Here is a 21,460-nt window from a genome sequence, read left to right as displayed (position 1 = left end):
TTTAAGTAGAGACGTGAGCAATTGCGTCTCTATTTATTTCTTTCGTGGACTAAAACTATTCCTAAAATCAATCCTAAAATATTAGGTAGCCAAGCGGATAAAAAAGGAGAAATCGCCCCAACGATACCCATACTACCTGTCATAAAACCAAGCACATAATAAGCAAAAACAATTCCAACACTTAAACCGAAACTGGTTCCACGTCCAATTTGCTCAAAACCCGAACCAATTGCCGAACCAACGATGCCAAAAACAATACAAACAAACGGAAAAGCGATTTTTTGTTGAAGACGAACTTTAAATAGTCTAACTTTTTTTTGATCCCCACTCAATTTTAAAATTTTAGTATATTCTTGAGCTTGAGCAATATTCATTTCATAGGGGTTTCTTCCTTGACTCGCAAAATCAAAAACCGTTCTAGGAAACTTTAATTGTTGATGTTCAAAGGGAAATGCTTCACTATAAGAGGCATCAGGAGCAATTTGATAAATTGTGCCGTCAAAGAAATCCCAAGTATTTTTTAGAGCATTCCAAGAAGCCGAATCAGAAATAACAATTTGTCCTAAGCGTTGTTCAACCCATTGTAGTATCGTTAAATACTTCATCTCCTTTCCATTAAATTGTTCGGCATAAAATAAACTTCTTAGCGTCCGAATCGTTTGCCCATCAGGTAAAATAATATTTTCATAATCAGGATAAAAGATATCTTTCGTCTGTCGAAATTCATGTTCTTCTTTGATAGAAGTGATTAAAAGTGATGTAGCGCGGTAATTGGCGGAAGGTACCACTAACTCGGTACAAATAAAAGTTAGTCCTGTGACCATTAAACTTAACAGAAAAGCGGGTACAATCAGACGAAAAAGATTGGTACCGCAACTGCGAATTGCAATGATTTCACTATCATTACTTAAGCGTCCATAAGTGGTGAGTGTTGCTAAAAGAACCGAAACTGGTAAAGCATAAGAAACAAACTCAGGAACTTTTAATAATAGAATTTCTACAGCTATTAAAATAGGTAAATTAGCATCAGACACCTTATTGGCTAAATCCGAAAGATTCCCAATAGCAACCCCCAAAGTTGATAAAAGCCCTACGCCAAATAAAAAAGCGGGAAATAATTGGGACAAAATATAGCTATCCAGGATTTTGCCGCCACCTGGCAATAATTGAAAAATAGTAACTAGCCAGTTATAAACCTTTTTCATTTCGTCAACGACTTTCTAGTTGCTGATGTAAATATGAACTTAGATGCTCGTTAAGCATTAAAGCATAAAGCGATCGGACATTGGGCGCGTGATTATTACCTATCCATCTCATTATCATCTTCTAAGTTTGTCTTCCTATTTTAAAACGCAGATCAGCCTCTTAAGCAGTAAGATAATAGATCGTCCCCAATCAAATCGAGAAACAACTATGACTCAGCAATATGGTATCACTCTACTACCTGGCGATGGTATTGGCCCCGAAATTTTAGCCGTCACCGTAGAAGTGCTTAATGTCATAGGAAAACAGTTTGATCTTAGCTTTAAATTTCAAGAAGGGTTAATTGGGGGCGCAGCGATCGATGAAACAGGTGAACCTCTCCCTAAAGAAACTTTAGATCTTTGCCGTAACAGTGATGCGGTTCTTCTGGCGGCCATTGGGGGTTATAAATGGGACAATCTACCCCGTCAACAACGCCCTGAAACGGGACTTTTAGGCTTACGTGCAGGCTTAAATCTATTTGCTAATCTCCGTCCTGCCACAATTTTACCCCAACTGATTGACGCTTCTAGCCTCAAAAAAGAAGTCGTTGAGGGAGTTGATATTATGGTGGTTCGGGAACTGACAGGGGGGGTATATTTTGGTCAACCCAAGGGAATTTTTACCACTGAAACAGGGGAAAAACGTGGCGTTAATACAATGGCTTATACAGAGTCAGAAATTGATCGCATTGCCCATGTTGCGTTTGAGGCATCCCGCAAACGTAAAAGCAAACTTTGTTCAGTCGATAAAGCCAATGTTTTAGATGTCTCTCAATTATGGCGCGATCGTGTGATTGCCGTATCTGAAAAATATCCCGATATCGAATTGTCTCATATGTATGTCGATAATGCAGCGATGCAGTTAGTCCGCAACCCGAAACAGTTTGATACGATCATTACAGGGAATTTATTTGGCGATATCCTGTCCGATGCAGCAGCAATGCTAACGGGGAGTATTGGAATGTTACCCTCAGCAAGTTTAGGATCTTCTGGGCCTGGTGTTTTTGAACCTGTTCATGGTTCGGCCCCCGATATCGCGGGACAAGATAAAGCCAACCCTCTCGCACAGGTGTTAAGTGCTGCAATGATGTTACGCTATGGTTTAAATGAAGCCGCCGCCGCCGATAAAATCGAACAAGGTGTTTTAGCAGTGTTAGATCAAGGTTATCGAACGGGTGATATCATGTCCCTCAACATGAAACAGGTTGGATGTCAAGAGATGGGACAAGTTTTGTTAAAAGTTTTAGAAGGATAAAATGTAGGTTGTATACAAATTGTGCTGAAACAATGACGCAAGCTTATCCACGAGATTTAATCGGTTACGGAAAAAATCCCCCTCATCCCAATTGGCCCAATCAAGCCCGTATCGCCATCCAGTTCGTGATTAATTACGAAGAAGGGGGAGAAAATTGTATCTTGCATGGAGACGCGGCATCAGAAACATTTTTATCGGAAATTATTGGGGCGCAACCGTTTCAGGGACTTAGACACATGAGTATGGAATCGATCTACGAGTATGGCAGTCGGGCGGGTTTTTGGCGACTCTACCGTATGTTTACTCAAAAAGGAATCCCTGTTACGATTTATGGAATTGCGATGGCACTAGAGCGAAATCCTGAAGCCGTAGCCGCGATGAAAGAGGCTGACTGGGAGATTGCAAGTCATGGCTATCGTTGGATCGATTATAAGTATTTTTGTGAAGACGCGGAACGAGAACATCTACAAAAAGCGATCGCAATTCATACCGAAGTTACAGGAAGTCGTCCCCTCGGTTGGTATACAGGGCGCAACAGTCCCCACACCCGAAAACTTGTTGTAGAAGAAGGCGGATTTTTATACGATGCGGATAGTTATGCCGATGATCTCCCCTACTGGGACTATGATTATAGCAAGCCACATTTAGTCATCCCCTACACCCTCGATAGCAATGATATGCGTTTTGCCTCTCCTCAAGGCTTTAACTCAGGAGATCAATTTTTTACATATCTTAAAGATTCCTTTGATGTTCTCTACACAGAAGGTGAAACAACCCCTAAAATGCTCAGTATCGGCTTACATTGTCGTCTTGTCGGTCGTCCTGGACGTGCTGCATCGTTAGGCCGATTTTTAGATTATGTACAGCAACATGAGAAAGTTTGGTTATGTCGTCGTATTGATATTGCCCATCACTGGTATCAACATCATCCCCCTAGAATATAATCGCTCAAAGATCGAGCCATGAAACTACCTAACGGCAATCAAGCAAAAATATCAATGCAAAAGCTTATTTCTGCATTTATCAGGTGAAATCAGATGAAAAATATTCAGATTTTAGATACTGTTGCTATCATTCATCCAGTTTCTCTAGAAAGATTAACTTTAGTTGAACCCGAACAGTTTGGGATAGAAGGTTTACCCAGTGGTCAAGTTGGAACAGTTGTTGAAGTGTATGAACAAGATGGAAAACACTATTTAGTAGAGTTTTCTGACCATCAAGGTCGAGAATATGCAATGGCTATATTACAAGAAGATGAGCTTCTAGTTTTGCATTATGAGCTTCAAGTTGCTTGAGCAGACTAAATTAATAATTATTAATTATCCTTGACTTTTAAACGGACACCACCAGCAGGGGCAAAAACAATCCCACGACGTACAGGTAAAATGGGTTTTTGTTGGGCTAAAGCTAAGGAATAATTCGTTAAGATGGTGACTAAAACAATTTTCATCTCAAATAAAGCAAAAGCCGCACCAATACAGCGACGGTTACCACCCCCAAACGGAAGATACTCATATGGAGAAAACTGACGTTCTAAAAAGCGTTCGGGTTTGAATTTTTTAGGTTCTGGATAAAGTTCAGGACGTTGATGGGTGATATAAATTGGAATTGCTAAACCGATACCTTGAGGAATTTGATAGCCCATTAATTCCATTGGTTCTTGTAGAAGGCGCGAGAAGGTAAAGAGAGCCACTGGATAAAGTCTAAGGGTTTCTGAGCAAACGGCTGATAAATAAGGTAAACGGGCAATTTCAGACGGATCAACCTCGCTTATATTGATTGTAGACAGTTCCTCTAATAATTTCTCCCGCACTTCTGGTAAATAATGTATCCAATATAAAGCCCATGATAAAGCAAGTGCCGTTGTTTCGTGTCCTGCAAAAAGTAAAGCTAATAACTCATTTCGCAATTCCTCATCGTTCATTGCTTGTCCTTCTTCATCACGAGCAGAGAGTAGCAAACTCATGATGTCCTCACCTGTAAAATTTTGCTGTTCTCGTCTTTCTTTAATTTCTTCGTCTATTAACTCAAGAAGTATCTTTTTGCGACGTACAAAGCGACCCCAAGGACTCCATGCCCCTAAATCTTTTTGTAATGATGGAAAAAATAGGAAAGTTGCATTTAGGGGGATGTTGAAAAAGTCGAGATATTCAATCAATGTTGAACGAATTTTTTCATAGCGTTCTCCTTCTCTGAGTCCAAATACGGCTTTAAGAATGACTCTCAGTGAGATTTCCTGCATTACGGGACGGGCAGTAAATCGTCTTTTTTTGATAGGTTCTGCCATCACTTGAAGGGTAATATCATGGATCTGTTGTCCATAAGCTCGCATCCGTTCACCATGAAAGGGAGGCATTAATAATTTACGCTTTTTTTCATGAGGTTCGCCATCTTGAAATAGAATTGCAGTTGAGCCAAACAGAGGTTGTAAGATCGCATTAGCTGGCCCTGATAGAAATAATTCAGGTGATAGGGTAAAAACTTTTTCGATCGCTTGTGGGTCGCTGATGATGAGAGTGGGTGGAAAGGCTGAAAAAACATCTAAGTATAAATCGCCATAGCGTTTGTGCATCGTTTCAAGGTATTGAAAGGGTTTGATGATCGCCCAAAGCATCTTAAATGTACTAGCCTTGCTCGATCCGTTTGGAAGTTGGTTCGTTGATTGAGGTGTAGAGGGTTTGTTGAGTTGTAACATTGCTCTGTTGTATCGTTTTTCTTTTATTTACGAATTTAGCTCTTTTGAAAAAAAATTGCCGTGATCAAAATAGAAGACCGCTATAACGAATTAAGGTTAGAATAATATGAAAAGATTGTTCTAGTCAAAATAGTCTCAAAGGAGGTATCTTAGATGATCACCTTAGATGTATTAATACAAGACATCGCAACGCTTACAGCCGATGATGTTGCTAATTTGGCGGGTCGCTTGGAACAAGATGACTACAATAATCCTTTTGAAGCTTTACAAGATTGGCATTTATTACGAGCGATCGCTTTTCAGCGTCAAGAATTAATTGAACCCTATCTCTATCTTCTCGATCTCGAGACCTATGACGAGTCTTAATGTTTAAGGTGGACATGAGCCACCTTAAAATTATTTAAAGGGATTTTAGTTTAGAACGAATTTCTTCAACCCGTTTGCGGTTCACTCCTAAGTCAGATTGTCCTAAACGAGATGCAGAACGAACCTGAATTAAATTATCACTGGGGTCTAAATAAAACTCAACATCATCGACATAACCCATCAGTTTACTTTTAAACTCAGCATATAGATAGTTAGACGTTTCCTCAATGATTGTCGTTCTTTCCATACTTTCAATGACTTTCCTTAAATCTGCGATCGTCATAAATGGTAAAGCATCGATTTTTGATTGTGGATTAGAGCTTTGGCTATTAACACAGTTAGGACTCCCAGGACAAACTGCTAATTTGCCATCTTTTATCCCTAAGTTAGTCGGACGATTTCCAGAAAAGTTAAACATTGTCGATCACTCCTAAAAAACAATTCATGAAACTTAACTTAACCTGAAATAACGGCTAAGGCTTGTTGATGTAAAACAGGATTAGAAGCCGCTAGAATTTCTGTAGATGTTGCATTAAGCGATTGTCCCTGCCAATCTGTAATCACTCCCCCTGTGCCTTCAATAATAGGAATCAAGGCACAAAAATCATAATACTTGAGATCGGATTCTAGGATCACCATTGGCATCGCACTCCACCCAGACGCAAGGGAAACATAGTTATAACAGTCTCCTCCAAAAGCGGTTCGTTTGCAGATTTGTTGTAATTGAGTTGCGATCGCTTTTTGTCGTTCGGTAATAAACATCAGTGGGGTTGTTGAGGTTAAACAAGCATCTTGTAACTTGTTGTTTGTCTCTTTTGCATAAACATTAATCAGCGGTTGATGATTAAGTCGCGTGACTTCTTCTGTGACTCCTAACCATCGTTCTTTGAGGATTGGTTGATTAACAATTCCTAAGATAGTTGTATTTTTGTTGAGATCAACTAAGCCGATTAAAGTTCCAAAAATGGGCAATCCTTTAGTAAAAGCAGCAGTTCCATCAATTGGATCAAGTACCCAATACAGTCCACTCTCTGAGCTAATATTGTCGCCTTCTTCTCGAATAATTCCATCTTGAGGAGCTTCTAAAGAGATTAATTCGACCATTGCCGATTCAGCTTTTTGATCGGCAATCGTCACAATAGAAGAGACTTCATTACTTTTAGTCTCAGTTTGCAAATAAGGCTGGCGAAAGGATTGACAGATAATCTTTCCAGAGACATCGGCTAATTTTTCGGCTAATTGAATTGCTGATTTAAGCATCATCTAAGTCAGAGTTATTAATTAATTATATTAAAATCTAATTTAAACCGCGAAAGTGATTGATATCTCTTTAAAAAAGCGTCTATATCTTAAGAAATACTTAATTTAGTATAAACACAGACATTATACGGTTGTAGTCAAATTAGATCAGTGTTATCCTGTAGGCTGTAAAATATAAATTTAAGCATCCTGAACTTTGAATCCTGATTTTCACTGATTTGTCTACTAAACTCAATAGAGTCATTAATCATTTTACCGATTGACTTAAATAAAAGGTTGATTGCAACATTTGATTTTTAACTCTGAGCAAGATGAATCACTGCTTACTCATAACTTGCTAATTTTGGCAATATTTAACAGAGGTTTCCATAATGAAAACAACCAATTTAAAAAAAGCTGGCGTATTAGCTATAATCAGCGCGGCGACTTTAGCAGTTGCGTCACCTATTCAAGCGCAGGGAACCATTGCCCCTGATTTATCAAATGCGGCTAAAACCGCTTGTATCGATAAAGCCAAAGCAGACGGTTACACTTTAAAGGATATTCTTTCCGTTGAACCTTATGACGCGACAGGTGATCGTGTTAAAGTTGTTCTTAATTTGGTCAAAGGTGGGACAGAAGCGAGATTAACCTGTGGTTACACCCAAGGCGATAAAAGCGTTTCTTTTGATGCAGGCCAAGCAGCAGGACAAGCGGTTGATAATGCGCAAGAAGCAACTAGAGGGGTTAGTCCCTGGTTATGGTTACTCCTACCTTTAATTGGCATTCCTCTACTCATTGCTTTAACCAGAGGAAAACAACGTACTACCGATGATGACAATTATAATACTCGAAGAACGGTAGGTGCAGAACGCACGGAAGGATTGGTTAAAACCAATGGTGAAGACTTGGAGGTTTATTCAGGCCCTGGTACAGCCAATCAAATCACAGGAAGGCTGCTTAATGGTGAGCGAGTAATCTTAACAGGACGCAGAGAAAACAACTGGGTAGAATTGGACAATGGTGGTTGGATTCCTGCTCAATATGTAGAAACCTCATATCGTCGTAGCATCTAAAAATCCAAAATTAATTTTCTTGTGGCAGGAGAGTAAGATCTTTCCTGTCATTTGTTTTGAAGCCGAGAAATTCCGCGCCGTGTTAGAGTAGTTAATCGGACTATCGTTAAGATTATTATTCTGATTTTATTAATTAATTCCTATGTTAAGAGCAGGTATCGTCGGGCTACCCAACGTTGGCAAATCGACCCTATTTAACGCCTTAGTCGCTAATGCCAAAGCAGAAGCAGCTAACTTTCCCTTTTGTACTATTGAACCTAATGTTGGTGTTGTATCAGTTCCCGATGAACGCTTAGACGTATTAGCCAAAATTTCGCAATCTGAAAAAATTGTACCGACTCGCATCGAATTTGTTGATATTGCAGGATTAGTCAAAGGTGCTAGTAAAGGGGAAGGTCTGGGAAACCAATTTTTAGCGAATATCCGAGAAGTAGACGCAATTGTACAGGTGGTTCGTTGTTTCGATGATCCTGATATTATTCATGTATCGGGTTCAGTCGATCCTGCTAGTGATATTGAAATTATTAATCTAGAATTAGCTTTAGCTGACTTAGGACAGGTTGAAAAACGAATTGAAAGAGTACGCAAACAAGCTAAAAATAGCAAAGAAGCGCAAGCTGAATTAATAATATTAGAACCCATTATAGCGGCGTTAAATGAAGGAAAACCCGCGAGACAAGTATCTTTAACCGTCGAAGAAGAAGAACTGATTAAATCATTAGGACTCTTAACCCGCAAACCGATTATTTATGCGGCTAATGTTTCTGAAGATGACCTTGCAACTGGCAATGAATGGGTTGAACAAGTCCGTAAACTAGCTGAAACTGAAGGGGCGAAAGTTGTAATTATTTCGGCACAGGTTGAAGCGGAATTAGTCGATTTATCCCCAGAGGAACGACAAGAATTTCTCGCATCTCTAAATGTCGAAGAAGGGGGGTTAAAATCGTTAATTAAAGCGACTTATGAATTACTCGGTTTGCGGACTTATTTAACGACAGGGCCCCAAGAAACCCGCGCTTGGACAATTTTAGCAGGGATGAAAGCACCACAAGCCGCAGGTGTCATTCATACTGATTTTGAGCGAGGTTTTATTCGGGCTGAAACCGTTGCTTATCAGGATTTAGTCACTTTAGGTAGTATGAGTGCAGCAAAAGAAAAAGGGTTAGTCCGCAGTGAAGGAAAAGAATATGTCGTGCAAGAAGGCGATGTATTATTATTCCGTTTTAATGTTTAGTTCCTCATACATCATTAAAATTGTTAGGGTTTGGTTGCCAAACCTTACCTTTTTTCAATAATCATCACTTATTGAAGTGTGAATGATGATTAAGCAAAGTTTTTTTGAGAATTGAGTCAGCTTTATAATGACTGGCAGTTCTCAAAATAAAATCCCAGGGCATTGCATTATGAATAAATATACTTGTAGCGTTTGTGGTTACGTGTACGATCCAGAAGAAGGCGATCCAGATTCGGGGATTGAATCAGGTACGGCTTTTGAAGATATTCTTGATGATTGGTATTGTCCCGTCTGTGGTGCTACTAAATCTGATTTTGAACTCCTCGAAGAATGATTAAATGTCTTCTAGGATTAGAAACAGCAAACTAAAAATTAGGCTTTCTACGGGATTGACGGGGCTCGAACCCGCAACTTCCGCCGTGACAGGGCGGTGCTCTAACCAATTGAACTACAATCCCAATTTTTGCGACAATTCCTATAGTAATTTAAAAACAATTAATTTGTCAAGCCTTTTTGGTCAAGAATTTTACAAGATATGGCGCGATCGCTATTCTCTATAGCCGACTGCTTCAGAGATATTGGATAGTCCTGCAACATCGAGTTTAGTGAGTAATCCTTTTAAAATAGAAGGGACAATCCAAGGGCCTTGATACAGCCAACCTGTATACATTTGTAACAAACTTGCGCCCGCCGTAATTTTGTCCCAAGCATCATCAGCCGTAAAAATCCCACCGACCCCAATAATCGGCAGTTGTCCTTTAGTTTCTTGGTAAATAAAACGAATTACCTCAGTTGAGCGTTCCCGTAACGGTAAACCACTGATTCCCCCTGCTTCCTCACTCAAAGGATTACCCGTTTCTTTTAAGATTTTGGTTTGTAAATCTCGTCTAATCGTCGTATTTGTGGCAATAATTCCCGCTAATTGATAGGTTTGAGTTAGTTTAAGAATGTTTGAAATCGCCTCCCAATCGAGATCAGGGGCAATTTTAATCAGAATGGGTTGTTGATTTTCATTGGCTGTGGCTAAAGCCGCTAGAATTGGTTCAAGTTGTTCCCCACCTTGTAAATCGCGTAATCCTGGGGTATTAGGAGAACTCACATTAATCACAAAATAATCCGCCCAATCTTTGAGGTACTGAAAACTCCCGACATAATCTTGCGGCGCATCTTCTAAAGCTGTGATCTTCGATTTACACAAATTAATGCCAATGGGAATTGATCGCGGATGTCTCTGCCAAGTATGTTCTAGAGTTCGTGCCATCACCGCCGCCCCTTGATTATTCGCTCCCATGCGGTTTAAAGCGGCTTTATCCTGTGGTAAACGAAATAAACGAGGTCGGGGGTTACCCGATTGAGAATGCAGCGTAATCGCCCCTAATTCTGCAAAGCCAAAGCCAAAACTATTCCAAATTCCTGCCCCTAAACCATCTTTATCAAAACCTGCGGCTAAACCGAGAGGGTTACTAAAATTGAGTCCCCATAAATTTTGTGCTAAACGGGGATTCGTATGACAGAAAGATTGTTCTAATTCAGATACTAACCAACGCACCATAGGACGATCGCGTGTCTGATCCATCCAATTTAGGGTTTTTAATAGTTGTAGATGAGTATCTTCTAAAGTTCCTCTAACTGCCGAAAAAGCTAGAGGATAAGCAGGTTTTAAGAGTTCAAAAAGCATTATTACCTTCTCTTCCCCTCTCCTTTTACAGGAAGGGGCTTATTTTACGGTTCAACCCAACGACCATCGGCTTTAATGAGATTAATCAACTCTTCAACCCCTTGATCTTCGGGAACACGTTTAATCTCATCTCGACCGCGATACAAGGCAATATAACCCGCTTGTTTGCCGACATAACCATAATCTGCATCAGCCATCTCCCCAGGCCCATTGACGATACATCCCATAACAGCAATATCTAAACCCGTTAGATGTTTCGTGGCTTCTCGTACTTTGTGTAGGACTTCTTCTAGATTAAATAAAGTACGACCACAAGACGGACAAGCGACATATTCTACCATTGTTTTCCGCATTCCCAAGGCTTGTAGAATGCTATAACAAACGGGGATTTCTTTTTCGGGGGCTTCTGTGAGAGAAACGCGAATGGTATCGCCTATTCCTTCTGCTAATAGGGTGGCAATTCCTGCGGTTGATTTAATGCGTCCGTATTCGCCATCTCCTGCTTCTGTGACTCCTAAATGCAACGGATAGTCCATCCCTAACTCATCCATCCGTTTCACCATCAAACGATAGGCGGCTAACATAACGGGAACGCGAGAAGCTTTCATTGAGATGACTAGGTTGCGAAAATCCAATGATTCACAAATCTTTAAGAATTCCAAAGCCGATTCCACCATCCCTTCAGGAGTGTCACCGTAACTAAATAACATCCGTTCGGCGAGTGAACCATGATTAACCCCAATTCGCATCGCTTTATTCTGTTCTTTGAGGGTTAAAACCAGTGGTTTGAGCGTTTCTCTAATTTTATCGCCAATTTCATCGAATTCCGCTTGACTATATTCAGTACGTCGGATTTGGGTTTTTCAAAGACGTATAGTCCGGGGTTAATCCGAACTTTATCGACGTGTTGGGCGACTTCTAGGGCGATTTTCATGCCGTTGTGATGCACATCTGCCACTAGAGGCACAGGTTTATAAGTTTTGGCTAGTTTTTCTTTAATCTCTGCTAGGGCTTTTGCATGGGCCATACTGGGTACGGTGACTCGAACAATCTCGCAGCCAATTTCATGTAACCGCCGAATGGCAGCAACAGAACCATCGATATCTAGAGTATCTTCATTAATCATCGACTGAACGACGACGGGATAACCGCCACCAATGATGACATCTCCGACTCGAACGGGACGAGTTTTACGTCGGTGAATGGTGGTATCAAATTCAGGGGTGGTTGCTGTAGCTTTGGGGTTTGGAAGAGTTTGCATATTCACGCTTGCTTGAGTCGCTTTGATTAGCCAAAAAATTATCAGGGCTTATTGTATTTTCTCAAATGATGCCCACAAAATAACCCAGTTAGTGACAACTGGGTTGAAAGATTACATTAAGTTAATTAGACCGAAGCGAAATAGACTTTCGATTTAACGGGGTCAGGGTTCATGGTTTTGTCACCTTCTTGCCAACCCGCAGGACAAACTTCATCGGGGTGGGATTGTACATATTGAAGGGCTTTTAGTGTTCTAAGGGTTTCGTCTACGCTACGACCAAATGATAGGTTATTAATGGTTGCGTGTTGGATAACGCCGTCTTTGTCGATGATAAAGAGTCCACGTAAAGCGACCCCCGCATCTGGATCTAACACATTATAAGCTGTGCTAATTTCTTTTTTGAGATCCGCTACTAGAGGATAAGTAATATCACCAATTCCACCATTTTTACGATCAGTTTGAATCCAAGCTAGATGGGAAAATTCACTATCGACAGAAACGCCTAAGATTTCTGTATTCAGCTTGCTAAACTCTTCATGACGATCGCTAAATGCAATTATCTCTGTGGGGCAAACAAAGGTAAAATCTAGGGGATAAAAGAACAAGATGACATATTTGCCACGATAGTCAGATAGTTTGATGGTTTTAAATTCCTGATCAACTACTGCGGTTGCAGTAAAATCAGGGGCCTGCTGACCCACTCGTAAGCATCCTTCAGTCATTGCTGCAACTCTCCTTATCGATCTCTATAGAAGTGTATTTTTAAGTTCTGTTACAACTATATCATAGTCATAACGATTTTGAGTAGGCTCACAGATGTTTTTTCCCCTCGATTCGGCTTAAATATTCAATAATTGAGCGATTGCACTAGGTAAAGGGAGTAAAATCAGCAGTAATAAAGCTAGAGATAGCAAACCAATAAAATCTCGGCGATTATCTAATTCTGTGACATCATTTAAAGCAGGTTGGTCATTGATGGGCATCAACAATAAAATAATGGCCCACAGTAAAAACTCAGGTTGAATAACAGCCAAACAGATCATTAAAATACGAGTTAATTGACCAATGACGATCGCTGTTTTTTGACCGAACATGGCATGAATCATATGACCCCCGTCAAGTTGTCCGACAGGCATCAAGTTTAAAGCAGTAACAATTAAGCCCACATAGCCAGCAACCGCCAAAGGATGTAAATGAATCGCTTGTCCCGCTTCTAAGTTACTACCAAGAGCAAATTTAGCAATGACCGCAAGTAAACAAGAAAAACGAGGATTTAAGGATTCAAAATTGAGAAGACTAGATACTTTTGGATCAATAGGGACGGTTTCAGATAGAGATAATCCCCAGAACAAAAGCGGAATCGTCGCAATGACTCCACCCCAAGGCCCCGCAATAGCCACATCAAATAAAGCCTTGCGATTAGGCACAGGGGAACGCATACTGATAAACGCCCCAAATGTCCCTAGGAAAAAGGGAATCGGAATAAAATAAGGTAATGTTACTCGAATTTTGTAACGAACTGCCGTGAGATAATGACTTAATTCGTGTATTCCTAAAACTGTAATAATACCGAGACTGTATGGTAGTCCTTGTAATAGTAAGCTAAGATCACCCTCTAACTGTTCGGAGGTTACGCCACTCAGTTCAGCCCCCATGACAGTTGTGGTAAACAGAGTAATTATGAGTAAAGCTAAGGCTAAACCAGGACGAGTTAATTTTTCACTCTTCGCGTCGTTTTGATTTTCGTTTTTAGCCCAGGGATTTGTCACAAGGGCAAAGAAAGGCTGTCCTTGTAAACTTTCTTGGAAAAGTACTAAAAAGCGATCCCCAAATTCTTTTTCTACATTAACTTTCACCGTATTGTAGGCATCTTCAGGAACAGCGCGTAATTTGCCCCGACAGAGGATAGCTTGAGGACGATAATCAATCTGTTGTAGATAATAAATTCCCCAAGGAAAACAATCGCGTAATACTTTTTCTTCTGAAGGGGTAATGGGACGTACCTTAGCAGAATCTTCAGATAATTGATTCGTCTCAGATTCAAGATTAATGTTATTGTCAGATAGGGAAGCTTGTAAAGGCACTTGCTGGCTTTGACTTTTCTCTTTTTGGGGTCGTCCGATTGAAATTAACCACCAATAGAGGAGAGGACACAACACAAAAGGCCCAATCAATAGAAGAGGCGGAATCGGTTGATCCTCGCCATACACAAGCCACCAGACACTCCAAATAATGGCAGGTGTCATCATGACTAACCAAATCAATCCAAGCGGTGTTTTAGTCATATTAGCGACACTACGCTTGAGAATAATGTATGTGAAGATTCCTAATACGGCTAGGAGCAACCAAATTTCCATAAATATTAGCCTAAATCAATCAATATGTTTTTAAAATTAAACAAATGCTTGCACTACTATTATCTTTAATGATCATTAATTGCTTTTGAGCATAAATTGTTTTTTCTTCCCTACAAAATACATTTTTACTGCGATTTCTTAAACCCGTTATGTCATCTAATTTAGATCAGCATCCATCAAATGATGCGTCTCCTCTATTGTCTGAAATTTCTGCCCCGTCGTCTAGGTTAGAGAAAAAACCACGACAACTTTTGGACGGATTATTCGCTTTTTCTCCAAACCGAGAAACACTGGGCGGTACTTCTTATCTTATTGTAGAAAATGGCGGCAACATCTTGCTGGATTCTCCTGCCCCAGATCCAGTCAATCAAGGTTTTTTACAAGAGATGGGGGTTCGTTGGTGGTTTCTAACTCATCGCGGTAATCACGGAAAATCGGTTAAATCTCTCCAATCTGTATTAAACTGCGAGATTTTGGTTCAAGAACAAGAAGCCTATTTATTACCCGATATCCCAGTCACTCTTTTTCGAGAAGAAGTCATGTTAACCCCTGATTGTTATGGTTTCTGGACATCGGGTCATTCTCCCGGTTCAGCTTGTTTATACTGGGGAAAACATGATGGTGTTTTGTTTACAGGACGACATCTGCTACCGAATCAACAGGGTCTACCAATGCCACTGAGAACCGCTAAAACCTTTCATTGGCCCAGACAGTTAAGAAATGTAACAATAATTAGCGATCGGTTTTCGTCTTCTTCCTTGTCCTACTTGTGTCCTGGTGCAAATACTGGCTTTTTACGCGGAAAAGGATTGATTGAACAACCTCTACAACAGCTTTGTACTCTAGACTATGATACACTCGCTCAAGCTTCAATAATCGTTTAGCATGGTTAGCCACCTTTTCTGATAAATTTTGATAAAATTTAATATGAGATTATCTTATCTTTTACTCGATTTAGCTAGGACGTTTGATCATGGGATTTTTTGGATTATTTGGTAATAAAACGAAATATGTAGACGAACCAAACTCAACGGATGACCAATCTCAAAACAAAGATGCTTATTATCTAAGTGATGATGATGCTAAAAGTCTAGGGAACCCTGAGTATATCCGTAAATCGATGAAGAAAAAACCGACCCCATCAAGCGTTAATAATAATGGCGCGAATTCGACAACTTCTTCGAGTGTTAAAAGTAGCCGTTCTGTTGATACCAATATGGACATCTTCCGCAAAATGGCTAAAGAAATCAAAAAGTAATCTAAAAATTTAATTCTTTGTAGCACGATTGAAATTAGTCGTGCTTTTTTTGACGCTTAATTAGCGATCGTAAATGGTCTTGACCTGTGATCCTCCTCACGAGTCAGTAATTTTACGGAGAGAATTTGTATTAAAAATGTAAAGTTTCAAAAAGCTTTCTCTGTATTAATTGTGACTTTTATTGTTTGTCAAATAAGTATTTTAGAAACAGAAAATATAAAGTTTTAAACAATTTTTAGAGTTTTAAAATAAGCTTAATAAAAATAAATACGTTAAATTACAGTAGTCTATTCTCTGGTGAGAAAGATAACATATAAAAAGAATAGAGTTATTGGGGAACGATAGTTATGTTTACTGAATATCTTGAAAATACAACCGAGATTTCTGGGAATTCTTTATATTTTAGTGAACAAAATAGGGTGATTAATCCGCCATTTCACGGAGACTACTCTTTAACTTTAAATAATTCTACGCAACTCGACTTAGAGCCAATTACTGAGTTAAAACAAATTGAAGATAGACCACAGGATCTTCATGATCCGATTACAGGCATCGCTTATGCCAGTACAATTAGTAATTTATTACCCGATTTAACTATTGACAATATATCAGGGGGAATATCTGCAAACGTAGGGCAGTCTCTAAATTTTTCCTATACTATAACCAACAGAGGTAACGCTTTAGCTGGAATTAACGTTACTAAATTTTATCTGTCTAGAGATATATTTTTAGACAGTAGTGATTCTTATCTAAATTTTGATGCTGTTTCGCCATTAGGTGCAACAATGAGTAGAAGTGAATCAGCTTCAGTTTATTTTAATAATAATATTAATCCTGGAACATATTATTTATTGGCTCAAGCAGATGGATTTAATTTTGCAACTGAAACCAACGAAACTAATAATATTACCTCTCGAATTCTGCAACTCAACCCCGTGTCACAACCTGATTTAGTCATTCAATCTGTGTCAGTTCCCGCACAACAGACGAGCGCAACTCAACTCGATTTCAGCTACACTGTTTCTAATCTAGGCAATAGTAAAGCAGCCACTAGCCTCACTACATTTTATCTGTCTAATAATGCCACTTTAGATAGTTCTGATCTTTGTTTAACGACAGATTATATTACTACAGTAGAAGCGGGCATCACAAGAACCGAATCGGCTTCAGTATACTTAAATAATACACTCAATATTGGAACTTATTATCTAATAGCACAAGCCGACAGTCTTGGGGCAGTAGCAGAAAGCAATGAAAATAATAATTTGTTTTATAAAACCATAGAACTAACGAACGCCCCGCAACCAGATTTATCAATTACAACTTTATCGTTACCGACTACGGCTGTTATTAATACTCAACTTAACGTCAACTACACTTTAACTAACCTTGGCAATAATCAAGCTGGTGCAAACACTACTAAATTCTATCTTTCTAATGATACGACCTTAGATAACTCTGATATTTATTTAAACTCAGAAGATGTCAATCAGCTTCAATCATCGACCAATATTATTGAGTCGGTATCACTACAACTCAGCAATACATTAAGCGCAGGAGTCTATTATTTATTTGCGGTAAGTGATGGTAATAATTGTGTTATTGAAAGTAATGAAACAAACAACATTGCTTATCAAACGATTACCATTACTAACTCTAATAATGTTTATAGTTCGTCAGGATACGGTTTAATCAACGCTTCAGCAGCATTAGCCAAAGTTTTAGGAGTCAATGCTATTCCGAGTGTGCCAAACTTAGGCAGAAATGAATGGGATAGCGATTTAATGAATGTTCCTGCGGTGTGGAACCATGGTTATACTGGACAAAATATCACTGTTGCAGTATTAGATACTGGCGTTGACCGCAATCATCTTGATTTAAGTGCTAATATCTGGAGTAATCAAAACGAAATTGCTAATAATGGCGTTGATGATGATGGTAACGGTTATGTAGATGATGTTTATGGTTGGAACTTTATTCAAAATAACAACAAGACTTTAGATATTAGAGGTCATGGTACACATATCGCGGGTACCATTGCTGGAGTTAGAAATAACATTGGTGTGACAGGTGTTGCTTATAACTCTAAAATTATGCCCGTTAAAGTGTTAGATGATAGAGGGGTAGGAAACTGGTCATCAGTGGCTAATGGTATTCGTTATGCTGTAAATAATGGTGCAAAAGTGATTAATGTTAGTTTAGGTGGCTTTTTTGGTACTAATGAACTACAAAACGCGATCAAGTATGCTAGTAATGAAGGTGCAGTCGTTGTGATGGCGGCGGGAAATTCTGGAGGAACCACCCCACAATATCCTGCTGCATATGCCTTAAATTGGGGACTAGCAGTCGGAAGTGTCGATAAATCTAGAAGAATAGCATCTTGGTCAAATAAAGCAGGAAATAATGCAAACATGGCTTATTTAACGGCACCTGGTACGGGAATCTATGCAACTTTCCCTAATAATCGATATAGTTCTCAAAGTGGAACCTCGATGGCTGCGTCTCAAGTATCGGGTGTTGTTGCTTTATTACTCAGTGCTAATAATAGCTTAACCGATAGCCAAATTCGTCAGGTCTTAACCTCAACATCAGGGAACAATATTTTACTGAATAAAAGTTTGTCTCAACCCAATTTAAGCGATACAAATTCGACTTTAATGAAAGATTTAGCACCGTCTACTGTTCAAATGAGTCGTGTTGTAGCAGATACAGCACTCCCAAAAGTTTCATCAACTTTTAATTCTACTCAACTTCGTTATTGTCAGTCAGCCGAAATCAACCTAACTAAACTTAGTTTCATGAGCGCACTAGCTTAAGTAAAATATTTTTAACCGATGGTGGCAGTTGTCGTAAAATTTTTCCCTTTTCTCGATCAATAGCAACCAAGGTTACTCTTGCTGTAATATACAATTGTTGCTCATCAGGTGACTGAATTTTATAATCCCAGTTGAGTCGAACACCTGTAATCTCATCCATGCGGGCTTTAAGAATTGCTTCTTCACCTAAACGTAATGCACGATGATAACGAATTGACAAATCAACCACTGGTAAATCACAACCCAAGCTGACTAAATCTGCAAAATTAATCCCGATGGTGTTTAAATATTCTACTCTTGCTGCTTCCATCCAAGTCAGATAAGTCCCATGCCAGACCACACCCGCATAGTCGGTATGATGGGGATAAACTTTAATCGGATACTCAAACCATTTTTCAGTTCTAGCATCAATTCCAGCATCGAGGGCCAAAACGTTAGTTGGTGGAAGTTCGGGAGACATAGGCAGAGTGAGGATTTATGGGTGATAATCACAAATTATCATAGCTTGTTTACTTTTAACTGTTGCTCTTGCAAACGATACATATGATTGAATAATTGCCAGCAATAGTCCTCTGAAAGTCCACAAGTCACCGCCCCTCGCATCACTACATTAAAATACCAATCATTCGGGGCGAGTTCTTCTTTGAGTTTATCAACGACGACGTAGGTACGGACATTCGTATAAACTTGATGACGACAAGAAACTTCGATTATTTCCTGACGATAGCCATTGCGTGGCACTTCTTCCCGTTCATCTAAGCGATCGCTAAATCGCCAAGGAAGATGATATAATACCCCTTCAACGCTAGAATGAGGCTGGCTGACAATATCTAATACACCACAGTCTCGATGCAAAGAACGACGATGAAAACCGAGTCGATAGCCTTTTAGGATAGCTTTACCAACGACATAGGAATAGACATTTTCTCCTACCGTTCGTTTCAAGTCTACAGGACACATACAAGACCCATAGGCAAAATAATAAAAACTGGATTCATCTGGGTTGACGTGTTGCCAGTGACGGGTTAGATGATGAGACTGTAAATCGGTGATTTGATGTTCAAACTCCAAGTTCATTGGACTAATTGCTTTAGGGTTCGGCTAATGACTTAACTTAATATTAATGTTGAATTCATCAATCATCAAAAATCTTTTTTCTAGCTTAACTCATCAAGTGTCACAGCTAACTTATCTGCGATCGCTTCGATCCAGTTTTCGTCTTGTTTGGTATAGCTACGCGGGGCATTGGCACCCAAAATTAATACACCTTTTTGACCAATAGGTTGACAAATTACACCTTGTGTGTTTTCAGGTAAATAATCAAATTCAATGCTTCCTGGATAGAGTTTCAAATTCACTAAATAAACGGGTTTTTGAGTTTCCATGACTCTTTGTAGGATTTTACCTGGCTTTACATCTTTGTTGGGTGCTAAAATGCCGCGTCTGAGTAAAATTTTTCCTTGATAATAAACCACCAAGGTTTTAGTCACCGTATTCGTTAATAAAATATGGGATGCCCAAGCGAGTTCCGTTTGTATCGGTTCAGGTAGATTTTCGGCGAATTCCATGCCCGACTCACCGACTAAAGTAACCGCATCAGGGGAACGGGGCTGAATTTGTCGCCACAATAAGCCGATTAAAATCAACACACCGCTTAAAATCACCCCTAATACATCGGAACGGGCTTGAGAGGGTAACAACTGTTCTGTACTGAAACGATTAATCAGTAACAGTAAACCTCCCAAACCACCAGCAAACAAGGGCAATAATCTGATAATACGATTTGGATCACCTTGAGACATGAAATTAATCTTTCTCTTCCCCTGGTTCTAAGATGCGTTGAAAAAGATAACCTGTTCCACGAGCCGTAATAATCAATTCTGGATTACTTGGATCGTCTTCTAGTTTAGCTCTAAGCCTAGAGATATGGACATCAACCACACGGGTATCTACATGACGTTCTGGAGTATAGCCCCAAACTTCTTGTAAAATCTCGGAACGCGAAAACGGTTCACCCGAACGACTGACTAAAAGTTCTAACAGACTAAATTCCATCCCTGTCAGTCGGATGCGTTCATCTCCTTTATAAACTTGTCTTTTATTCGTATCAATTTTAATCGATCCAACCGTAATCACTCCAGAACTAGGAATCCCTGGCGCGCCGTTCTTATCCACACGTCGCAAAACCGAACGAATACGGGCTTCGAGTTCTTTGGGCGAAAAGGGTTTAACTACATAGTCATCGGCACCTAGTTCGAGTCCAGTAATCCGATCCGCAACATCACCTAAAGCCGTTAACATAATAATTGGGATGTCTGATTCCTTGCGAAGTTCTTGACAAACTCCATAACCATCTAGTTTAGGCATCATGACATCGAGAACGACTAAATCGGGATTGGTATCGCGGAAAGTATCTAAGGCTTCCTCACCATCAGCCGCCGTTACAACATCATAGCCAATCATAGAAAGACGAGTTTCTAGGATGCGTCGGATGCTTGCTTCATCATCTACTACAAGGATTTTTTCTTTGTGAGCTTCCAAGTTACTCAACACTCCTTAATGAATTACAGTTACTCTTTTTGAAGTTAAGTTATGATTTACCTTTCTAGAATATCCTTTTATCGTTATCGTAGAGCGTAATCTTAGGCTTTTATTAAAGTTGCTAGGAATACGACTAAGCCTTGGGAAAAGCTGAGGAGAGGCAAGGCGGTACGGAAGCAGTATTTAGTGTCAGAATATCAGTTGTTGCCATCAACAACTTCTTAATTTATTTTCTAATCATTAAAGATGGTGAAGTTGATTAAAACGGTCTAAAACCCAGATTGGAAGAACGTTTTATCCGACTTATTGTTTGAGACAGCGATTTTAATCCCTAATCGAACTCGGATTTAGTATTAGTCCTAGAGGAATCAGTCAATGTTTATTTTGGCGCGGTTAGTTCACTCAACTTGTGTCTAGCTTTTCGATACAATAGAAAGATG

Annotated in this window: 21 protein-coding genes, 1 tRNA gene and 1 pseudogene; 10 read left to right on the top strand and 13 right to left on the bottom strand. The window is 39.5% G+C overall.

Features of this window, described 5'->3' with window-relative positions; all coding sequences use genetic code 11:
* Positions 1-29: 29 nt before the first annotated feature.
* Positions 30-1,205: an LptF/LptG family permease gene (locus tag CFPU101_RS09830; RefSeq protein WP_206815180.1), complete on the bottom strand. Its 1,176-nt coding sequence runs from the start codon at positions 1,203-1,205 to the stop codon at positions 30-32.
* A 208-nt stretch (positions 1,206-1,413) separates the two neighbouring features.
* Between CFPU101_RS09830 and leuB the strand changes: the two genes are divergently transcribed.
* The 3 genes from leuB to CFPU101_RS09815 all read left to right on the top strand — a co-directional run bounded on the left by leuB (position 1,414) and on the right by CFPU101_RS09815 (position 3,794).
* Positions 1,414-2,499 (top strand): 3-isopropylmalate dehydrogenase, encoded by a 1,086-nt coding sequence (gene leuB, locus CFPU101_RS09825; RefSeq protein ID WP_206815179.1) that lies wholly within the window; start codon positions 1,414-1,416, stop codon positions 2,497-2,499.
* A gap of 32 nt (positions 2,500-2,531) precedes the next feature.
* A complete protein-coding gene (gene puuE / locus CFPU101_RS09820; RefSeq protein WP_206815178.1) occupies positions 2,532-3,443 on the top strand; it encodes an allantoinase PuuE in 912 nt (303 codons plus the stop codon).
* 93 nt (positions 3,444-3,536) lie between these two features.
* Positions 3,537-3,794 (top strand): DUF4926 domain-containing protein, encoded by a 258-nt coding sequence (locus tag CFPU101_RS09815; protein WP_206815177.1) that lies wholly within the window; start codon positions 3,537-3,539, stop codon positions 3,792-3,794.
* A gap of 20 nt (positions 3,795-3,814) precedes the next feature.
* Here the strand turns inward: CFPU101_RS09815 and CFPU101_RS09810 are convergent, their stop codons facing one another.
* Complete coding sequence (locus CFPU101_RS09810; protein ID WP_206815176.1) at positions 3,815-5,194, bottom strand: cytochrome P450; 1,380 nt, start codon at positions 5,192-5,194, stop codon at positions 3,815-3,817.
* A 153-nt stretch (positions 5,195-5,347) separates the two neighbouring features.
* On the opposite strand from CFPU101_RS09810, the gene CFPU101_RS09805 reads away from it, so the two are divergent.
* Positions 5,348-5,560, top strand: coding sequence for a DUF2555 domain-containing protein (locus tag CFPU101_RS09805; protein WP_206815175.1), 213 nt, complete (start codon positions 5,348-5,350; stop codon positions 5,558-5,560).
* Positions 5,561-5,594: 34 nt separating this feature from the next.
* On the opposite strand, the gene CFPU101_RS09800 is transcribed toward CFPU101_RS09805, so the two are convergent.
* A complete protein-coding gene (locus CFPU101_RS09800) occupies positions 5,595-5,978 on the bottom strand; it encodes a DUF1499 domain-containing protein (RefSeq protein WP_206815174.1) in 384 nt (127 codons plus the stop codon).
* A 38-nt stretch (positions 5,979-6,016) separates the two neighbouring features.
* Positions 6,017-6,823 (bottom strand): inositol monophosphatase family protein, encoded by an 807-nt coding sequence (locus CFPU101_RS09795; protein ID WP_206815173.1) that lies wholly within the window; start codon positions 6,821-6,823, stop codon positions 6,017-6,019.
* Between the two features lie 368 nt (positions 6,824-7,191).
* On the opposite strand from CFPU101_RS09795, the gene CFPU101_RS09790 reads away from it, so the two are divergent.
* The 3 genes from CFPU101_RS09790 to rd all read left to right on the top strand — a co-directional run bounded on the left by CFPU101_RS09790 (position 7,192) and on the right by rd (position 9,443).
* Positions 7,192-7,875: an SH3 domain-containing protein gene (locus tag CFPU101_RS09790; protein ID WP_206815172.1), complete on the top strand. Its 684-nt coding sequence runs from the start codon at positions 7,192-7,194 to the stop codon at positions 7,873-7,875.
* A 142-nt stretch (positions 7,876-8,017) separates the two neighbouring features.
* Positions 8,018-9,109: a redox-regulated ATPase YchF gene (gene ychF / locus CFPU101_RS09785; protein WP_206815171.1), complete on the top strand. Its 1,092-nt coding sequence runs from the start codon at positions 8,018-8,020 to the stop codon at positions 9,107-9,109.
* Between the two features lie 169 nt (positions 9,110-9,278).
* On the top strand, positions 9,279-9,443 hold the full coding sequence (rd, locus tag CFPU101_RS09780) for a rubredoxin (RefSeq protein ID WP_206815170.1): 165 nt from the start codon (positions 9,279-9,281) through the stop codon (positions 9,441-9,443).
* A gap of 50 nt (positions 9,444-9,493) precedes the next feature.
* On the opposite strand, the gene CFPU101_RS09775 is transcribed toward rd, so the two are convergent.
* The 5 genes and pseudogenes from CFPU101_RS09775 to CFPU101_RS09755 form a co-directional block, all read right to left on the bottom strand.
* Positions 9,494-9,567, bottom strand: a tRNA-Asp gene (locus CFPU101_RS09775).
* Between the two features lie 89 nt (positions 9,568-9,656).
* A complete protein-coding gene (locus CFPU101_RS09770; RefSeq protein WP_206815169.1) occupies positions 9,657-10,787 on the bottom strand; it encodes a quinone-dependent dihydroorotate dehydrogenase in 1,131 nt (376 codons plus the stop codon).
* Positions 10,788-10,831: 44 nt separating this feature from the next.
* Positions 10,832-12,048: pseudogene (gene ispG / locus CFPU101_RS09765) on the bottom strand ((E)-4-hydroxy-3-methylbut-2-enyl-diphosphate synthase).
* Between the two features lie 125 nt (positions 12,049-12,173).
* Positions 12,174-12,770 (bottom strand): peroxiredoxin, encoded by a 597-nt coding sequence (locus CFPU101_RS09760; RefSeq protein WP_206815168.1) that lies wholly within the window; start codon positions 12,768-12,770, stop codon positions 12,174-12,176.
* A gap of 117 nt (positions 12,771-12,887) precedes the next feature.
* Entirely contained in the window at positions 12,888-14,405 is a 1,518-nt protein-coding gene (locus tag CFPU101_RS09755; protein ID WP_206815167.1) for a site-2 protease family protein, read from the bottom strand.
* Positions 14,406-14,554: 149 nt separating this feature from the next.
* Between CFPU101_RS09755 and CFPU101_RS09750 the strand changes: the two genes are divergently transcribed.
* The 3 genes from CFPU101_RS09750 (at position 14,555) to CFPU101_RS09740 (ending at position 18,479) form a co-directional block, all read left to right on the top strand.
* Positions 14,555-15,289 (top strand): MBL fold metallo-hydrolase, encoded by a 735-nt coding sequence (locus CFPU101_RS09750; protein WP_206815166.1) that lies wholly within the window; start codon positions 14,555-14,557, stop codon positions 15,287-15,289.
* A gap of 89 nt (positions 15,290-15,378) precedes the next feature.
* On the top strand, positions 15,379-15,663 hold the full coding sequence (locus CFPU101_RS09745) for a hypothetical protein (protein WP_374191941.1): 285 nt from the start codon (positions 15,379-15,381) through the stop codon (positions 15,661-15,663).
* Positions 15,664-16,010: 347 nt separating this feature from the next.
* Positions 16,011-18,479 carry a S8 family serine peptidase gene (locus tag CFPU101_RS09740; protein WP_206815165.1) on the top strand — a complete coding sequence of 823 codons (2,469 nt, stop codon included), beginning with the start codon at positions 16,011-16,013 and terminating at the stop codon, positions 18,477-18,479.
* Here the strand turns inward: CFPU101_RS09740 and CFPU101_RS09735 are convergent.
* The 4 genes from CFPU101_RS09735 to rpaB all read right to left on the bottom strand — a co-directional run bounded on the left by CFPU101_RS09735 (position 18,460) and on the right by rpaB (position 21,020).
* Positions 18,460-18,939: a thioesterase family protein gene (locus CFPU101_RS09735; RefSeq protein ID WP_206815164.1), complete on the bottom strand. Its 480-nt coding sequence runs from the start codon at positions 18,937-18,939 to the stop codon at positions 18,460-18,462. The genes CFPU101_RS09740 and CFPU101_RS09735 overlap by 20 nt on opposite strands.
* A 38-nt stretch (positions 18,940-18,977) precedes the next feature.
* Positions 18,978-19,556, bottom strand: coding sequence for a gamma-glutamylcyclotransferase (locus CFPU101_RS09730; RefSeq protein ID WP_206815163.1), 579 nt, complete (start codon positions 19,554-19,556; stop codon positions 18,978-18,980).
* Between the two features lie 80 nt (positions 19,557-19,636).
* Entirely contained in the window at positions 19,637-20,281 is a 645-nt protein-coding gene (locus CFPU101_RS09725; RefSeq protein WP_206815162.1) for a cofactor assembly of complex C subunit B, read from the bottom strand.
* A gap of 4 nt (positions 20,282-20,285) precedes the next feature.
* Positions 20,286-21,020 carry a response regulator transcription factor RpaB gene (gene rpaB / locus CFPU101_RS09720; protein ID WP_206815161.1) on the bottom strand — a complete coding sequence of 245 codons (735 nt, stop codon included), beginning with the start codon at positions 21,018-21,020 and terminating at the stop codon, positions 20,286-20,288.
* Between the last annotated feature and the right edge of the window lie 440 nt (positions 21,021-21,460).

The organism is Chroococcus sp. FPU101 (assembly GCF_017312365.1).
GTDB lineage: Bacteria > Cyanobacteriota > Cyanobacteriia > Cyanobacteriales > Microcystaceae > Chroococcus.
Note: the sequence above shows the minus strand (reverse complement) of the source record. Positions and strands in the feature narration are given on the sequence as shown.

Coding starts and splice junctions, on each gene's coding strand:
- CFPU101_RS09735 (WP_206815164.1), bottom strand. CDS start 18,939: ATGTCTCCCGAACTTCCACCAACTAACGTTTTGGCCCTCGATGCTGGA.
- puuE (WP_206815178.1), top strand. CDS start 2,532: ATGACGCAAGCTTATCCACGAGATTTAATCGGTTACGGAAAAAATCCC.
- CFPU101_RS09755 (WP_206815167.1), bottom strand. CDS start 14,405: ATGGAAATTTGGTTGCTCCTAGCCGTATTAGGAATCTTCACATACATT.
- CFPU101_RS09770 (WP_206815169.1), bottom strand. CDS start 10,787: ATGCTTTTTGAACTCTTAAAACCTGCTTATCCTCTAGCTTTTTCGGCA.
- CFPU101_RS09725 (WP_206815162.1), bottom strand. CDS start 20,281: ATGTCTCAAGGTGATCCAAATCGTATTATCAGATTATTGCCCTTGTTT.
- CFPU101_RS09815 (WP_206815177.1), top strand. CDS start 3,537: ATGAAAAATATTCAGATTTTAGATACTGTTGCTATCATTCATCCAGTT.
- CFPU101_RS09730 (WP_206815163.1), bottom strand. CDS start 19,556: ATGAACTTGGAGTTTGAACATCAAATCACCGATTTACAGTCTCATCAT.
- CFPU101_RS09745 (WP_374191941.1), top strand. CDS start 15,379: ATGGGATTTTTTGGATTATTTGGTAATAAAACGAAATATGTAGACGAA.
- CFPU101_RS09810 (WP_206815176.1), bottom strand. CDS start 5,194: ATGTTACAACTCAACAAACCCTCTACACCTCAATCAACGAACCAACTT.
- CFPU101_RS09760 (WP_206815168.1), bottom strand. CDS start 12,770: ATGACTGAAGGATGCTTACGAGTGGGTCAGCAGGCCCCTGATTTTACT.
- CFPU101_RS09790 (WP_206815172.1), top strand. CDS start 7,192: ATGAAAACAACCAATTTAAAAAAAGCTGGCGTATTAGCTATAATCAGC.
- CFPU101_RS09830 (WP_206815180.1), bottom strand. CDS start 1,205: ATGAAAAAGGTTTATAACTGGCTAGTTACTATTTTTCAATTATTGCCA.
- CFPU101_RS09740 (WP_206815165.1), top strand. CDS start 16,011: ATGTTTACTGAATATCTTGAAAATACAACCGAGATTTCTGGGAATTCT.
- CFPU101_RS09795 (WP_206815173.1), bottom strand. CDS start 6,823: ATGATGCTTAAATCAGCAATTCAATTAGCCGAAAAATTAGCCGATGTC.
- ychF (WP_206815171.1), top strand. CDS start 8,018: ATGTTAAGAGCAGGTATCGTCGGGCTACCCAACGTTGGCAAATCGACC.
- rd (WP_206815170.1), top strand. CDS start 9,279: ATGAATAAATATACTTGTAGCGTTTGTGGTTACGTGTACGATCCAGAA.
- leuB (WP_206815179.1), top strand. CDS start 1,414: ATGACTCAGCAATATGGTATCACTCTACTACCTGGCGATGGTATTGGC.
- CFPU101_RS09800 (WP_206815174.1), bottom strand. CDS start 5,978: ATGTTTAACTTTTCTGGAAATCGTCCGACTAACTTAGGGATAAAAGAT.
- CFPU101_RS09805 (WP_206815175.1), top strand. CDS start 5,348: ATGATCACCTTAGATGTATTAATACAAGACATCGCAACGCTTACAGCC.
- CFPU101_RS09750 (WP_206815166.1), top strand. CDS start 14,555: ATGTCATCTAATTTAGATCAGCATCCATCAAATGATGCGTCTCCTCTA.